Raw genomic sequence first — 16,428 nt, 5'->3', positions numbered from 1 at the left:
ACCAGCACGAAGGAACTTGTATGGACGAGTATATGAGTGCTCCGCGAGTTTGGGGCCTGATGTGCCCAGGATCCCGAGAAGAAGTCACCCGCGCCCGCCGCTGGACCCGCGACATCCTCAGCAACCACCCCTGCGCCGACGACGCCGAGCTGATCGTCAGCGAACTCGGCAGCAACGCCCTTACCCACACCGCCAGCGGCACCCCCTACGGCACCTTCCAACTCACGCTGTCGCTCTCACTCCGCACCGTCGCGATCTCCGTGACCGACGAGGGAGGCCACCCCGAAGAACCCCACTCCACGGAGGCCGATCCGGACGACACCCACGGCCGCGGATTAACCATCGTCATGGCACTCGCCCGCCGCCTGGACATCACCGGCGGCCAGTACGGCCGCACCGTCACCGCCCAGCTCGTAGCACCCGAGGCAGGAGCCACCACATGCTGAGGCCCCTACTGCGACCCGGCTACTGGTGCGAATGCTGGACCCGCTCACCAGCCACAGGCCCCCGCTCCATCCTGCTCGCCTCCATCGAAACCGACAGCCCGAGCGAAGCCACCCGATGGATCCGCGTCACCGTGCGAACCATCGCCTCAGCACTCGACCGCGAAACAGCCCACAAGGCATGGGACTGGATCACCTACGGCCACAAGGAGGCCGAAAGCGCTCTGGCCAACGGAGAAGCGGCCACGTTCGCCCTCGCCCAGCAAGACACGCACATCGAATGGAACCTCCGGCCGGTCATCTTCCTACCCCTCGCCCACCGCGAATCCCGACGCCTTCCGGCATGCGCCGAACAGTTCAGCTGCCCCACCACACACAAGATCGCCCGACACCAGGCCAACAGCTACTGAGTTACAACCTTCTCTACGGGTTCAAGGCGGCTCGCTCCGCTCACCGCGCGCGGCCCGGCCCCCGGCCGGGCCTGCGCTCCTGTCTCCGCCCCGCTCCAGCCCGGCCGCCGCCCGTGCCGCGCACACAGCGATCAGCCGCCTGATGTCAGAGAAGGGGTACGTCGTGGCTGGGGCGGTCGGCTCCACGGCTTTAGGCAGCCACTTTGGGGCGAGCCTCTAAGATCATGGCCCCAACGTCGTGCTTTAGCGGGCAGGTCCACAGACTGCCCGACGCGCCGCAAGCTTACGGGGCCATGATCACTCGCCCCAAAGCAGCTCCAGCCCAAACCCGCTCCGCCGACCTCACTCCTACTCGCAGACCAGCGTCAGCCGTGCCAGCTTCCCCTGGTTACCACCCGTCAATCAGAGCATGCTTCTGCAAGACTCGAGACGCAGGCGCTCATCGTCTGCGAAAATGCTTCCTCACTCTGGCTGCACGTAGCACATGGGGGCGGGGACCGGTGTCTCGCACTAGCAAGTGGCTGATCATCATCAGCGTGGCCGTAGGCGTCCTAGCAGTATGTGTAGGTGCTGCATACCTGTTTCTCCCTGGAGAAGCGTCAGACCGGATTGCCATAGGTACCGCAGTCGGAAGCGTTGTCGGGGGCCTTATCGGCGCCTGGGCCCCGTCAGTGGTCGATCAATCATCCAGAACAGACGACCCCTCCGATGACGCACGGAACGCTGACACTGGTGGATCCACACAACAGAGCGTTGGAGGTTCCGGTTTCAATTTCTCAGCAGGAAATGGCGGAGTCAATTTCCAGGGAGCTACATTCACTTTCGGCCCTCCAGGAAGTTCATCCTCGCAGAACATGGAACCCAATAATGAGACGGGGGCGATGCCCCCAAAAGTAATCAGGCTGGGAGAGATTCCGCGTGAACCTCCTGGTTATCAACAGCGAACCAACCTACTGCAGAATCTTCGACAAGTAGCCATCAAAAACTCGCCAACCGCCGTACATGCCTTGACCGGCCTGCGCGGAGTTGGCAAAACTCATCTAGCTGCCGCATACGCCCGTGAATGCATTAACGACGAATGGCCAGTGGTGGCGTGGCTGAACGGTGAGAATCCTGAACAGCTAGTTTCCAGTCTTGCGAGTCTAGCCGAACTGCTCGGCGTCCGCTCTCCGAATCAGGACTCCACTGCGGCGGCACGCGCAGCCCGGAATTTCCTGGAGACCACCACCGAGCGTGCGCTTGTCGTTATTGATAATGCCGAGAATCCGGAGAAAATTCTTGCATGGATTCCGGCAACTGGTGGAACACACGTCGTAATCACTACGAGCCATCACGCTTTCTATAACGCGGCGCAGACCATTGACGTGTCAGTCTACACACCTGAACAGGCTAAAGACTATCTTGTTTCACGCACAAACCTTGATGACCCAAACGGTGCTGCCCAGGTAGCAGAGGAGCTTGGATATCTTCCTCTCGCTCTAGCACAAGCTGCGTGGCTAATTACTATCCGCGGCTACACGTACCGCGAATACCTGAATCAGGTGCGGTCAGCACCAATTTTTCACACCTTGAGCGCGGCACGCGGAGATTCCTACCCTCTCAGCACGGCACAAACCATTCTTTTGTCTGTTGAACAGGCTGAAAGCAGCGAGTCAATCGAGGCAATTCACTCCGTTCTCCAGGTTCTCTCCTTCCTATCCTCCGCTGGCGTCCAAAGGCCCCTCTTGCGGAAACTTCTTGATGACATCACTCCCGTTGACTTGGATAGGGCCCTCGGAAGTCTCGCCGAAGCATCCCTGATCACATATAGCGTGGATCACGGCAGTGTAATGATGCACCGACTCGTGCAGCGAGTCCTACGGGACAGGGAGGAAGAAAAAGAGACAATTGACGAGACCATCGCTCGACTTGTCTCACGATTGCGGGGATGCACTTTTCCCGGCGGCAACGCCTGGCAGCGACGGGGCAGTGGCCTACACCTCTGCGAGCAGGTTATCGCGCTGACTGCCCACTCAGCGCGCCAAGACGGGGAAATAAGATCGTGGGAAGTTGACCTGCTTCACGTCCGCTCATGGGTTCATAAGTTCCTCGCGGACGTCCTAGAGAATGCTCGGTCTATCTCCATAGCGGCGGCTTTGGCAATCGATAGCGAACGAATCCTTGGTCGCGACGATCCGTTCACCCTCTCAGCTCTTCACAACACTGCACATGCTTTGAGCGCAGCTGGTCAACTCGATGAAGCGCTAGAGTTACACCGAATGGTTCTATCTGAACATGAGCGAGTTTACGGCACAGACGATTTGCGAACCCTAACGAATCGGAATTGCCTCGCCAACATATACAACCGCGTGGGGCGTACGACGGAAGCGCTGGCGATTCACGAATCTGTTTTAGTTGATCGCGAACGCATTTTGGGTCCAGACCACCCAAGTGCACTCACCTCGCGCCACAACCTCGCACACGCCTACGAATCCTCGGGGCACCACGCAAAGGCGATTGATCTTCATCGAGCTGTCCTTTCAGATCGCCAGAGGCTATTTGGCCCAAGTGATCCCCGGACATTGGAGGCCCGCCATTGCCTGGCATCGGCTTACGAGGCGTCGAAGCGACTCGACGAGGCGATTGCTCTATACAAAGAAGTTAGCGCTGACCGCGAGCGTGTACTAGGCGTTGACGATCCGAAGACCCTCCAAACTCGCCAGGAACTTGCCTCGGCATACGAGGCGTCAGGGCGTCTAGAAGAGGCGATTGAAATCCACCAGGCCCTGGTGCGCCAACGTGAGCGGCTTCTCGGCAGTGAGCACTCCGGCACTCTGGTCCTGCGGCATAGTCTGGCTCGTGCTTATACGGCAGCCGGGCGTCATAGCGAGGCAGTGTCTGTCCTGGAATCGATCTTGGCAGCAGCAGAACGCTCTACAGGCCCTGATCACCGCTCCGCCATAGACTTTCGCCACAGTTTGGCCCACGCATACCAGGAAGCAGGTCGAATCCATGACTCTCTACCTCTTCACCAAGCCGTCCTAGCGGATCGCGAAAAATATCTAGGGGGGGATCACCCACAAACATTGACTGCTCGGCAATGCCTTGCTCGCGCATACTCTAAGGCGACGCGCAAAGAAGACGCATTGCCTCTCTATGAGGCCGTTCTGGAGGGCCGTATGCGTGTCCTGGGCCCGGATGACCAACACACCTTGGCAGCTCGCCATGGCCTCGCTCACGCTTATGAGGACGCTGGCCGCATCGATGAATCTTTGAGATTTCACCAGGAAGTTTTGGATGACCGGAATCGAGTCTTTGGGCCTGACCACCCCGCCACGTTAGAATCACGCACTTGCTTGGCGCGAGCCTATCGCGCAGCCAATCGGTTCGACGACGCCATCACCCTCCACCAAGCCGTCGCAGCCGACCGCGAACGCATCCTCGGCCCCAACCACCCCGACACCCTCAGCAGCCGATACAGCCTGGCCATCACCTATCGCGCAGCCGATCGGCTCGACGACGCCATCACCCTCCACCAAGCCGTCGCAGCCGACCGCGAACGCAATCTCAGCCCCAACCACCCCGACACCCTCAGGAGCCGATACAGCCTGGCCATCACCTATCGCGCAGCCGATCGGCTCGACGACGCCATCACCCTCCACCAAGCCGTCGCAGCCGACCGCGAACGCATCCTCGGCCCCAACCACCCCGACACCCTCAGCAGCCGCCGCAGCGTCGAGGAAGCGCAGCGTGCCGCACAGCGCCAGGGCAGGAGACGTTCTTTGCCCTGGCTAGGCCATCGACAAAAGCCCTTGCGGTGAGCTGGCGGAGGGCGTCATCGCTCTGTCACTAAAACCTGGCTACCTTCCCAACCAATCGTGCGAGGCCGTTGGCCGTGCCATATGTGTGCCAGAACGGGCGGGGAACCACGGCCACCAGCGGTCACCTCAAGCCCGTCGTCCTGACAAGGCCACAGGCGTATTGCCAGGTCAGCACGCTCCTGGATGTCAACCGCCCGGTGCTTCCCAAGCTCATGGCCTGCGGAAACGGTCGGCCTCTCGCGCAAGTCCCCTCCGCCCAACGTCGCGCAATCGCTGAGGTGTCCACAGCCTCCGTGCGCGTCAGCTCCAGTCCTCAACTCCCTCCCGTTTCACCGTTCGTACATTGATCAGTCCGGTTATAGATGAAGATGTCTGGCATGACGTTCATCGATCCGGCCGCCGGTCGCAACCAGATCTCGTTGAAGGAGCTGCGGGAGCTCCCGGCTGTGTGGGACACATACGACTCCACTAAGCATGGGCCCCTGCCCATGAGCCCGTTCTATCCCGTGGTCCGGCATGAGAACTGGTGGGGGTGTGGCGTCTCGCTGTCCGATCTACGGGCCTTGGCCAGTTCGCATGGGATCCCGGTGGCTTGGGTGCCGTCGGCAGACGTGCTCCGAAGGTTGGCCACGATGAGCCACAGCCACGAGGAGAAGCTCCAAGTCCTGATCGACGCCCGCGCGGAGATCATCGCGCTGTGTCGGGAGAAGCTCGACGAGTGCACGGACGATTGGCTCGGCGACACAGCCGTAGTAGCGGAGAAGGCCCTTGCAGCCCTGGCCGACGGACACCATGAGGCGGCCGCGTGCCTCGCCCTCCTCGGCTCCGAGGATCTGATCTATGAGATGTCGCATCTGACCCGTCGGGCGAAGTACAAGGACCTGACGGACGTGGCCAAGCAAGACCCAGGGGGGCTGTTCGCACACTCCCACTATGTGCTGGCGCCTCTTGTGACGCTCTACACCGATTGGTGGGCTAAGAATGACGATCCGGTGCCCACAGCACTGTCGCGACACGCTGTGGTGCACCGCTTGCCGCTGGAGCACCTCAGCGAAGGGCACTGCCTGATCGCAGTGATGCTGTTGGTGTCGATGGTCCGGGAGGCGCAGCAACGCTACGAGCAGATCCGGGACGACATGATGGACCACAACACAGCGTGACGGGTCAACGGTCGCCGCCTCCGTGCCCCCTCGACCTCGGCATGCGTCGCTTGACGCCAGCCGTGACGCCAACGGCCGCATACGCCGACGCCAGCAGCGGACACCAGCGGACCGCCCACCCAGGCGAAGCGGGCCCAGGCAGCCACCGCACCCCGCCTGAAAAGCGGAAGGTCGCCGGTTCGACCCCGGCCCCAGCCACCGCAGCCCTCATCAGGGCAAAGCCCCCTCCCGGGTCATCCGGAGGGGGCTTCTTCGTTGCGGTGGTCGCCGCGTCGCCGTGGTTCCGCCGCGTCGCGTGTCGATCAGACGTAGGCGCAGATGACGAAGAGCTGATGCCCACGTTGTCGGTGGTGGTCTGGCGGCCCAGGCCGATCCAGCCCCTGCCGTCGTCGGTGGGGAAGCTGCCGACGAGGATGGCGTCGTTGCCGCGGGCCTCGGCGCCGCCGCCGATGGCCTTCTTGCCCTCGGGGCAGTACACGGTGCGCTGCTGCAAGTTCGGGACGTTCTCATTGGGCAGGGTGACCAGCTCGTATCCGGGCGCCCCCTCGTCGGTCCGGGGGTCTTCACGGGAGACTGACGCCTCGGGGCGGTGGGGACCGGTCGTCTGGTCGTCGCCGTCCTGTGCTGCCCACGCTGCGCCTGGCGTCAGAGCCATGGTCAGGGCGGCGGCAGCGATGACGAGCCTTCCACGCGTGTGTGTCCACGTTCCGTCGTGGGCCCCTGGACGGGACCGACACCGTGAAGAGCGTGACCAGGCGAAGCGGAACGCAAGACCGGTGAGTACGAAAATCGCACGCACGAGGGAAGCGTGAGGGGCGTACGGGTGCAGCGCGTCTGAAGGGCGGCGGGTCGCCGGTTCCCGCCCGCGTCCCGGTGAGCGGAACGTCGCCATTCCCGCCACAAGAACCAGCGGCGAACAATCCCCGAACACAACCGAGCCGCAGGTCTTGATCCCATCCGAAGCGGCCATTGGAGAGCCGATATGGCAGACGTGAAGGGCACCCCGAGCGAAGTACGCAAGGCAGCGATCGCAAGTTTGTTCGGTAGCGCATTGGAGTGGTACGACTTCTTCCTCTACGGCACGGCCGCCGCGCTCGTGTTCAACACCCTGTTCTTCCCGACCTTCAATCCGCTGGTGGGGACGATCGCCGCCTTCGGTACCAACGCGGTGGGGTTCCTCGCCCGGCCGTTGGGCGGCGTCATCTTCGGGCACTTCGGGGACCGGATCGGCCGAAAGTCGATGCTGGTGACCACCCTGGTGATCATGGGCGTCGCGACCTGTCTGATCGGCCTGCTGCCCACCTACGCCACCGTCGGGGTCTGGGCGCCGGTGCTGCTGGTGACGCTGCGGGTCGTGCAGGGCATCGCGGTCGGCGGCGAGTGGGGCGGCGGGGTGCTGATCGTCAGCGAACACGCGCCGAGCCACCGCCGCGGCTTCTACTCGGCCTGGAGCCAGACCGGCGTGGGGCTCGGGTTCGTCCTCTCCGCCGCCGCCTACGCGCTGGCCCAGGAGGTGACCACCAAGGAGTCCTTCCTCGCCTGGGGATGGCGCATCCCGTTCGTGGTCGGCATCCTGCTGACCGCCGTCGGACTGCTGATCCGGCTCCGGATCATGGAGACGCCCGCGTTCCAGGAGAAGGAGTCGGAACCGAAGAAGTCCGCCCCACCGCTTCTCGACGTCATCCGCACCCACCCCAAGTCCATCCTGATCGCCTTCGGCGCGCGGGTCGCCGAAACCGGTGCGAGTTACCTCTTCCTCACCTTCAGCCTCTCCTACGCGTCCGAGATCGGGGTGGACAAGGGCGTGGTGCTGGCCGCGCTCGTGGTGGGGATGCTGTTCGAGTCGTTCGCGATGCCCATGTTCGGGGCGCTCTCCGACCGCGTCGGACGCCGACCGGTGTATATCGGGGGCGCGATCGCGGTGATCGTCTGGGCGTATCCGTTCTTCGCGCTGTTCGACTCGCGCAATCCGGTGCTGATCTTCGTGGCGATCTTCGTGGCGGTCGTGATCGGCCACGGGGCGATGATCGGCACCCAGCCGGCGTTCTTCACCGAACTCTTCGCCAGCCGGGTGGCCTACAGCGGGCTCGCCCTGGGGCATGAGCTCGCGTCGATGATCGTCGGCGGGTTCTCCCCCATCGTCGCCACCGCGCTGCTCGCCTGGTCGGGCGCGTCCTGGCCGATCGCGCTGTTCCTCATCGGCATGGGCCTGGTCACCGTCTTCGCCGTGGCGGCCGCCCCCGAGACCAACCCGAACGTCCTCGGGGACGGCAAGGCCCGGCAGGAGGCCGAGGCGGAAGAGAAAACCAAGCCGTCCGATTCCTCGCCGATTCATTCCTGACCGGCCGCGCCCTGCCCCGCCCGCCGCCGGTGAGGCCCGCCCGCCGCCGGTGAGGTCGGTGCGGCCGGGGCGGGGCGACGGCTGGGCGGGGCGCGCCCGAAGTACGACGGTATCGGCCGTTCCGGCCGTACGCTGGGCTGATGACACGGCTGATCGTGGCGGGGGGAGGTGGCGGGGACGCCGTTGCCGCCGCGGTGATCGACCGGGCTCTGTACGGGCCCGGGACGGCCGACGACCGGGCGGTGGTCCTGACCTACGCCTGGGACCGGCTGCTCGTCGACCCCGTCCCCGGGCCCCGGGGAGCGGCCGACTTCACCGGTCTGCGGGCGCTCACGCCGAGCGTCTACGCCGTGCCCAAGGACGCGCGGCCGGTGGCGCCGGCCGGGTCCACACTGCCCCGGCTGGCCGCCGAGTTGCCGCACACCTTCGCGCTGCTCGACCCCCACCATGGGGTGGAGGGCATGGTCCGGCAGTTGGAAGAGCTGATCGAGCACCTGGCCCCGGCCTCGATCGACCTGTTGGACGTGGGCGGCGACATCCTCGCGCGAGGCGATGAGCCGACGCTGCGCAGCCCGCTCGGGGACGCGCTGTCACTTGCCGCGTGTGCGCAGGTGACCGCGGAGATCCGGCTGCTGGTCGCCGGGCCGGGGCTGGACGGCGAGATCCCGGCGGAGGTGCTGCGCGAACGGCTGGGGCCGGTGGTCCATACGCTCACCGCCGAGGACGTCGCGCCCATCGGCCCCGTCATGGAGTGGCATCCGTCGGAGGCCACCGGCATGCTCACGGCCACGGCGCGCGGGGTGCGCGGGCTGTGCGAGGTCCGGGACGCGGGGCTCACCATTCCCCTGACGGACGACGGGCCCGTGGTCCATCAGGCGGATCTCGACGCCGCGTTCCGCCGCAATGGGCTCGCCGGGGCCCTCGCCGATACGGCCGGTCTCGCCGAGGCCGAGCGGCACTGCCGGGACCTCTGCGGATACTCGGAGATCGACTACGAGCGGGAGAAGGCCGCGCGGTTCGGGGCGGCGGCCGAGGGCCCGTTCCGGCCCAGGGCCGTACTGGCCGGGGTCGCCCGCTTCGCGGAGGAGGCCGGCGCCCGCGGGGTCAGCCACACCACCTTCCGCCGCCTCACCGAGGCCCTGGGCCTGAGCGGTGTCCAACGCGCGGATCTGCGGGCCCTGCTGATCGGAACTCAGCCCGAGCGGTACGACGCCCCGCTGTGGCGGCTGTGATCGCCCGGATGGGCTATAGTTGATCTCGCAACGCCGCCCCAACGGGGCGGGAGTTGATGCGTCGGTCGTCTAAGGAAAGATACTCGTCTCCAAACGAGGGATGTAGGTGCAAGGCCTGCTCGGCGCTCCTTGGAGAAGTCCCTCCCCTGATCTTCGGGGGAGGGACTTTTTTATGCGCCCGCACCCCACCGCATCGCCCCCACTGCACCGCTCCCGCCGCACCCCCCCTCAGCACCGCGTCGGCGTCGCCCTCGGCGGCCGCCCGCCCGGGTGGCGGTGGCGCCAGGTCCAGAAGACCACGGCGGACACCACACACCAGCCGCCCAGCACCAGGAAGGGGAAGGGGTGCTGGTGGTGGGGGAAGTAGATCGCGGTGTGCTGGGCGTTGACCGAGGCACCCGGCGGGAGCCAGCGGCCGATGGTGCCCAGGAGTGAGGGGAGCAGGGGCCAGGAGACGGCGCCGCCGGAGGACGGGTTGCCGAGGATCACCATCACGCCCCAGGTGGGCAGGAGCGCCCAGCGCCCGAAGAGGACGTTGAACATGGAGAAGACCAGCCCCGAGGTGAACATCGTCAACGCCAGGATCGCCCACGACTCCGCGAAGGGGAGCCGGAGCGCCCGCAGCCCCCAGTCGACGATCGCCGCGATAGAGAAGGCGCCGAGCACGGCGTACGCGAGGTTGAAGCCGATCCGCTCGGCCGGATTGAGCCCGGCGGCGTTGACGCTGAGCTGGATGGCGCCGAGGAAGCCGATGATCGTGGCGGCCAGGGAGATGTAGAAGACCGCGAGTCCGCGCGGGTCGCCGGGCTGCAGCGGCTTCAGATCCCTGACCGTGACGGGCACCCCGGAGGCCCGGCCCACCTTGCCACCGGCCTGGCTGAGCACCTGGGCCACGGTCGCCCCCGCCGCGCCCGCGACATCCAGCTCGACGCCATGGTCGCGCGCCCGCAGGATCGCGAAGACCCGCTGCTCCTCCAGGGACCAGCGGGCCTTCGCATAGCTGGGGTAGGGGTGCAGTTTGAGGGACGCGTTCAGGGCCTTCTCCATCCCGGTGAGGAACTGGTTCCGCACGGCGGAGTCGTCATCGGTGATCACGATGGCGGTGGGGATGTTCCGGGGGTGGGATTGGCGAAGGCGAAGGTATACGAGCCCGCGAAGAGCCCCGCGCCCGCGGAGATGAGCAGCACGATGACGGTCGCGGGGAAGAAGGGGGTGTGCTTGAAACGGGCCCACGGGGAGAGCCGGTCCGCCCCGCCCTTGCCCGCGTCCGCCCTGCCCCTACCCCTCCCCGCGTCGGGCGCGCCCCTGTCCTCGCTCGCGTCGCCCTTGCCCCCGCCCTTGCCCTCATTCGCGTCGCCCCTGCCCCCGCCCGCGTCGCCCCCGCCCGCGTCTTCGCCGCTTTCGTCGTCCGCCATACACCCACGCTAGAACGGACAATCCCGGCATACCGCACGACGTGGCCCGGACAACACCCGGCGGAAATGGTTCGCCAGTCGTTTTGCCGAGGTGAGATCCTGGGATCCGTATGTCCACCACGCCTGCCCCCGCCCTGCCCGCCCTTCTGGAGCGGCTGCCCGAGCTGATGCTGCGCGACCAGCAGCGGCTGGGACGCCGGCTCGACGGTGCGCGCCGGATCCGTAAACCCGAGGCCCGAGCGGCCGTGCTCGGTGAGATCACCGAGGAGATCACGCGTGCCGAGCTGCGGGTCGCGGAGCGCCGCGCCGCCGTGCCGGCCATCACCTATCCGCAAGAGCTGCCGGTCAGCCAGAAGAAGGACGCGATCCTCGAGGCCGTCCGGGATCACCAGGTGGTGATCGTCGCAGGTGAGACCGGCTCCGGGAAGACCACCCAGATTCCGAAGATCTGTCTGGAGCTGGGGCGCGGCGTCAAGGGACTTATTGGCCATACGCAGCCGCGCCGTATCGCCGCCCGCACCGTGGCCGAGCGCATCGCCGAGGAGCTGCGGTCGCCGCTGGGCGAGTCCGTCGGCTGGAAGGTCCGCTTCACCGATCAGGTGGGCCAGGACACCCACGTCAAGCTGATGACCGACGGCATTCTGCTCGCCGAGATCCAGACCGACCGCGAGCTGCGCCAGTACGACACGATCATCATCGACGAGGCCCATGAGCGCAGCCTCAACATCGACTTCCTGCTGGGCTATCTGGCCCAGCTGCTGCCCCGCCGCCCCGACCTCAAGGTCGTGATCACCTCCGCCACCATCGACCCGGAGCGCTTTTCCCGCCATTTCGGCGACGCGCCGATCGTCGAGGTCAGCGGGCGTACGTATCCGGTCGAGGTGCGCTACCGCCCGCTGCTCGAGGAGGGCGGCGAGGACAGCGACCGCGACCAGATCACCGCGATCTGCGACGCGGTCGACGAGCTCCAGGCCGAGGGACCCGGCGACATCCTGGTCTTCCTCTCAGGTGAGCGGGAGATCCGCGACACCGCCGACGCGCTGAACAAGAAGAAGCTCCCGGTCACCGAGGTCCTTCCGCTGTACGCCCGGCTGTCGCACGCCGAGCAGCACCGGGTCTTCCAGAGACACACCGGCCGCCGGATCGTGCTGGCGACCAACGTCGCCGAGACCTCGCTGACCGTCCCCGGTATCCGCTATGTGGTCGACCCGGGCGCCGCCCGGATCTCCCGCTACAGCCATCGCACCAAGGTCCAGCGGCTGCCCATCGAGCCGATCTCCCAGGCCAGCGCCAATCAGCGCAAGGGCCGCTGCGGCCGGACCAGCGACGGCATCTGCATCCGTCTTTACTCCGAGGACGACTTCCTCACCCGTCCGGAGTTCACCGACGCCGAGATCCTCCGGACCAATCTGGCCTCCGTGATCCTCCAGATGACCGCCGCCGGCCTCGGCGACATCGAGAAGTTCCCCTTCATCGACCCGCCGGACCGCCGCAACGTCAAGGACGGCGTCCAGCTCCTGGAGGAGCTGCACGCCCTGGACAGCAAGCAGAAGGACCCGCGCAAGCGGCTCACCCAGGTCGGCCGGAAGCTGGCCCAGCTCCCGGTGGACCCGCGGCTGGCCCGGATGGTGCTGGAGGCGGATCGCAACGGCTGTGTCCGCGAGGTCATGGTGATCGCGGCGGCGCTGTCCATCCAGGACCCGCGCGAGCGCCCCTCGGACAAGCAGCAGCAGGCGGATCAGCAGCACGCCCGGTTCAAGGACGAGTCCAGCGATTTCCTGGCCTTCCTCAATCTGTGGAAGTACATCCGGGAGCGGCAGAAGGAGCTGTCCTCCTCCGCGTTCCGCCGGATGTGCCGCAATGAGTTCCTCAACTACCTGCGCATACGCGAATGGCAGGACATCTACAGCCAGCTGCGCACGGTCGCCAAGACCATGGACATCCATATGTCCGAGCAGGACGCGGCGCCCGACCATGTGCACACCTCACTGCTGGCGGGGTTGCTGTCCCATGTGGGTCTCAAAGACACCGACAAGAACGAGTACGTGGGCGCGCGCAGCGCCAAGTTCGCGGTGTTCCCCGGCTCGGCGCTGTTCAAGAAGCCGCCGCGCTGGGTGATGTCGGCGGAGCTGGTGGAGACGTCCCGGCTGTGGGCGCGGGTCAACGCGAAGATCGAGCCGGAGTGGATCGAGCCGCTCGCCCAGCACCTGGTCAAACGCACCTACAGCGAGCCGCACTGGGAGCAGAAGCAGGCCGCGGTGATGGCGTATGAGCGGGTCACGCTCTACGGGGTGCCGATCGTCGCCCAGCGGAAGGTCAACTACGGCCGGATCGACCCGGAGACCAGCCGCGATCTGTTCATCCGCAACGCCCTGGTGGAGGGCGACTGGCGCACCCACCACCAGTTCTTCCACGACAACCGCAAGTTGCTGGGCGAGGTCGAGGAGCTGGAGCACCGGGCCCGGCGCCGCGACATCCTGGTGGATGACGAGACGCTCTTCGACTTCTACGACCAGCGGATCCCCGAGCATGTGGTCTCCGGCGCCCATTTCGACTCCTGGTGGAAGCACAAGTGTCGCGAAGGAGGGGCCGCGCCGGAGCTTCTCAACTTCGAGAAGTCGATGCTCATCAACGAGCGGGCGCAAGACATCACCAAGGACGCCTATCCGGACTCCTGGCGCCAGGGGAAGCTCAAGTTCAAGGTGACCTATCAATTCGAGCCGGGGGCGGACGCGGACGGTGTGACCGTCCACATCCCGCTGCAGGTGCTCAACCAGGTCACCGCGGACGGATTCGACTGGCAGATTCCGGGGCTGCGGGAGGATTTGGTCACCGAGCTGATCCGCTCGCTGCCCAAACCGGTGCGCCGTCACTACGTCCCGGCGCCGAACTATGCCAAGCGCTTCCTGGAAAGCGCTGTCCCCCTCCAGGAGCCGCTGACCGCGGCGCTGGGGCGTGAGCTCCAGCGGATGGTGGGCGTACGGATCGAGCCGGAGGACTGGGACCTGACGAAGGTCCCCGACCACCTCAAGGTCACCTTCCGGGTGGTGGACGAGCGGCGCCGCAAGCTGGCCGAGGACAAGGACCTGGAGGTGCTGCGGCAGCGGCTGCGGCCGAAGACGCGGGCCGCGATCTCCAAGGCGTTCGAGTCCTCCAAGGAGGGCGTGGGGATCGAGCAGCGCGGCGGGCTGACCCGGTGGACGGTCGGGACGCTGCCGCGCACCTTCGAGACGCGCCGCGGCGGCCAGCCGGTCAAGGCGTATCCGGCGCTCGTCGACGAGGGCGCCTCGGTGGCCGTACGGCTCTTCGACACCGAGGCCGAGCAGCAGGAGGCGATGTGGCGGGGGACGCGCCGGCTGATCCTGCTCCAGCTCCCGTCCAGCCCCGTCAAGTTCGTCCAGGGCAAGCTCTCCAACCAGGCCAAGCTGGCGCTCTCCAGCAGCCCGCACGGCGGTGTGCAGGCGCTCTTCGAGGACTGCGTGGCCGCGGCGGCCGACCGGCTGATCGCGGCCCGTGGCGGCCCGGCCTGGGACGAGGAGTCGTTCCGCAAGCTCTTCGACGCGGTGCGCAGCGACATCACGGACGCCACGCTGGACACCGTGCGCAAGGTCCAGGAGGTGCTGGCGGCCTGGCAGGCGTGCGAGCGGCGGCTCAAGGACACCAGGAGCCCGGTGCTGCTGCCGTCCCTCACGGACATCAGGGAGCAGCTCTCGGAGCTCATCACACCGGGCTTCGTGACCGCGCACGGCGTACGGCGGCTTCCGGACCTCATGCGCTATCTGGTGGCCGTGGACCGGCGGCTGCAGCAGCTTCCGGGCAACGCCGACCGGGACCGCGCCCGGATGGCGAAGGTGCGGGAGATGCGGGACGAGTACGCCTGGCTGCTGGAGCAGTTCCCGCCGGGGCGCTCGGTGCCCCAGGAGGCGCTGGAGATCCGCTGGATGATCGAGGAGTTGCGGGTCAGCTACTTCGCGCACGCCCTCGGCACGGCCTATCCGGTGTCCGACAAGCGCATCGTGAAGGCCATCGACGCGGCCGCGCCGTAAGGGTGTCCCAGGGGCTCCGGCGGCCCGCCGGAGCCCCGCCGGGCGCGAGTTCGACCGCACCCCCTGACCTGCTGTAGAGTCTGCATCGCAGCGCACACCGGCGCGGCGCGGGGCGACGAAGTCGCAGGCGTCACTGTTGGTCCTGTGGAGCAGTTTGGAGTGCTCGCCACCCTGTCAAGGTGGAGGCCGCGGGTTCAAATCCCGTCAGGACCGCTTACCCGGAAGGCCCGGATCCGTATATGGATCCGGGCCTTCGGCGTCTTGACGGCACGCCACACCCAGAGGTACTCAAGCTAAAAGGCGCGGGGGTGCGCGGGAGGTGCGGCGTATGACGACGTCCGCGAGGCATGAGACCAGGGCGCTGCTGCGCGCCCATCTGGCGGCCGCCGCGGGCTACCGCCACTTCACCCGGCACTGCCCGATCTGCCATCGCCTGCTGCGGCTGGCGATGGAGCCCTCGGCGGCCGACGAGGCGGGTGACAGCGCCGGCGACGGGGCCGGCAAGGGAGCTGGGGACGAGGCCGGCGACGGGGTCGGACAGGAGGCGACGGCCGCCGCTCCACCGCCAACTCGGTAAGCCCTTACCGCAGTTGCCCTTTAGCGCAATCAGTGGACACAGGGCAATGGTTGGGCAGTGTGACGGGAGTCACCGAATGAGTTTCCGGAGTGAGGGAACTTACACCCCGCTCGCCATGGGTCAATTTAATATGTGCAATTGCACCGTCTGTCCGCGCCTCCCCAACGCTCCCCGAACACCCCCCGGGGGACTCCCCGAGAGCCTCCGGGAGACACCGCGGGACACCCCCGGGCAAGCCGAACGATTGCCCCTCCAGGGCCACTTGCGACCCCTCAGGAGGCACCCTCCGGAAGGCCGTTCCCGGGCATAAAAAGATCGCGCCGGACCCGGCGGAGTCCAGCGCGATCAACGACGCACCCATGTCGAGCGGTGGCGGGCCTGTTGGGGCAGGCACCCGTCGTGTGGAGCTATACAGGCGAAAACCGGGCTGGGGGCCCGGAAATGCCCGGTTATGCGGTTGTTCAGGCCTCGCTGCGCTGCTGCGGGATGCCCGCAAGAAGTGCACGGACCTCCGCTTCGCGGTAGCGCCGATGCCCTCCGAGCGTGCGGATGGACGTGAGTTTGCCTGCCTTCGCCCAGCGAGTGACCGTCTTCGGGTCCACGCGGAACATCGTGGCAACCTCAGCCGGGGTCAGCAGCGGCTCGGCATCAGGGGTGCGAGCGGTCATGAGCGGCCTCCTCGGGAGAACCGAACCATCACGGTTCTTTCCTCTAAATTCTGCACCTTGACCCACGTTGCCCGAAATGGCGGACGCGGGCCGAGTCGGTTATAGGACGAACGGCTTGTCCTCGGCACTACAACTACACCATCTGTCCAGCCCCGTCGGCCAAACCGATGGAATTGCCCTCTCAGGTGTCCAACCTCAACGGAAGCCGATGGACCATGCCATAGCGGACAGTCACACGGCCGTGACGATCAGTCACAACAGGATCAGGGGTAGCCAGATCCATCAAGGAGTGCAATACCGATGAATCCGCCCATAGTTGGGCGGAAGGAGCCCCTC

General features: G+C 66.3%; 10 protein-coding genes, 1 tRNA gene and 1 pseudogene. 9 read left to right on the top strand and 3 right to left on the bottom strand.

The features are described from left to right. The first annotated feature begins 20 nt into the window (after positions 1-20). The 4 genes from BLV72_RS18275 to BLV72_RS18250 all read left to right on the top strand — a co-directional run bounded on the left by BLV72_RS18275 (position 21) and on the right by BLV72_RS18250 (position 5,813). Positions 21-446, top strand: a complete 426-nt coding sequence (locus tag BLV72_RS18275) for an ATP-binding protein (protein ID WP_093463505.1) — start codon at positions 21-23, stop codon at positions 444-446. After that, complete coding sequence (locus tag BLV72_RS18270) at positions 440-853, top strand: hypothetical protein (protein ID WP_093463503.1); 414 nt, start codon at positions 440-442, stop codon at positions 851-853. Before BLV72_RS18275 ends, BLV72_RS18270 begins: the two co-directional genes overlap by 7 nt. An 854-nt stretch (positions 854-1,707) precedes the next feature. Next, complete coding sequence (locus tag BLV72_RS47345) at positions 1,708-4,653, top strand: tetratricopeptide repeat protein (RefSeq protein ID WP_167746374.1); 2,946 nt, start codon at positions 1,708-1,710, stop codon at positions 4,651-4,653. A gap of 377 nt (positions 4,654-5,030) precedes the next feature. Then, on the top strand, positions 5,031-5,813 hold the full coding sequence (locus BLV72_RS18250; RefSeq protein ID WP_093470418.1) for a hypothetical protein: 783 nt from the start codon (positions 5,031-5,033) through the stop codon (positions 5,811-5,813). A gap of 4 nt (positions 5,814-5,817) precedes the next feature. On the opposite strand, the gene BLV72_RS49950 is transcribed toward BLV72_RS18250, so the two are convergent. Then, a complete protein-coding gene (locus BLV72_RS49950; protein WP_244320833.1) occupies positions 5,818-6,468 on the bottom strand; it encodes a hypothetical protein in 651 nt (216 codons plus the stop codon). Between the two features lie 327 nt (positions 6,469-6,795). On the opposite strand from BLV72_RS49950, the gene BLV72_RS18240 reads away from it, so the two are divergent. Together BLV72_RS18240 and BLV72_RS18235 are read left to right on the top strand one after the other, a co-directional pair. Continuing rightward, the gene (locus BLV72_RS18240; RefSeq protein ID WP_093463502.1) at positions 6,796-8,154 is read left to right on the top strand and encodes an MFS transporter; all 1,359 of its coding nucleotides are present in this window, start codon (positions 6,796-6,798) and stop codon (positions 8,152-8,154) included. 140 nt (positions 8,155-8,294) lie between these two features. Next, on the top strand, positions 8,295-9,386 hold the full coding sequence (locus tag BLV72_RS18235; protein WP_093463500.1) for a DUF1152 domain-containing protein: 1,092 nt from the start codon (positions 8,295-8,297) through the stop codon (positions 9,384-9,386). A 228-nt stretch (positions 9,387-9,614) separates the two neighbouring features. On the opposite strand, the pseudogene BLV72_RS18230 reads toward BLV72_RS18235, so the two are convergent. After that, a pseudogene (locus tag BLV72_RS18230) lies at positions 9,615-10,801 on the bottom strand (ABC-2 transporter permease). Positions 10,802-10,911: 110 nt separating this feature from the next. On the opposite strand from BLV72_RS18230, the gene hrpA reads away from it, so the two are divergent. From hrpA to BLV72_RS18215, 3 genes are all read left to right on the top strand, one after another. Continuing rightward, positions 10,912-14,847, top strand: a complete 3,936-nt coding sequence (gene hrpA, locus BLV72_RS18225; protein WP_093463499.1) for an ATP-dependent RNA helicase HrpA — start codon at positions 10,912-10,914, stop codon at positions 14,845-14,847. Between the two features lie 138 nt (positions 14,848-14,985). Further along, positions 14,986-15,060 (top strand) — tRNA-Asp (locus tag BLV72_RS18220). 115 nt (positions 15,061-15,175) lie between these two features. Beyond that, positions 15,176-15,424, top strand: a complete 249-nt coding sequence (locus BLV72_RS18215) for a DUF6274 family protein (RefSeq protein WP_093463497.1) — start codon at positions 15,176-15,178, stop codon at positions 15,422-15,424. A gap of 461 nt (positions 15,425-15,885) precedes the next feature. On the opposite strand, the gene bldC is transcribed toward BLV72_RS18215, so the two are convergent. Next, positions 15,886-16,092, bottom strand: coding sequence for a developmental transcriptional regulator BldC (bldC, locus tag BLV72_RS18210; RefSeq protein WP_003949541.1), 207 nt, complete (start codon positions 16,090-16,092; stop codon positions 15,886-15,888). Between the last annotated feature and the right edge of the window lie 336 nt (positions 16,093-16,428).

The sequence above is a fragment of the Streptomyces melanosporofaciens genome (assembly GCF_900105695.1).
In the GTDB taxonomy this organism is placed as follows: domain Bacteria; phylum Actinomycetota; class Actinomycetes; order Streptomycetales; family Streptomycetaceae; genus Streptomyces; species Streptomyces antimycoticus.
This window is presented reverse-complemented; position numbering and strand designations above follow the sequence as displayed.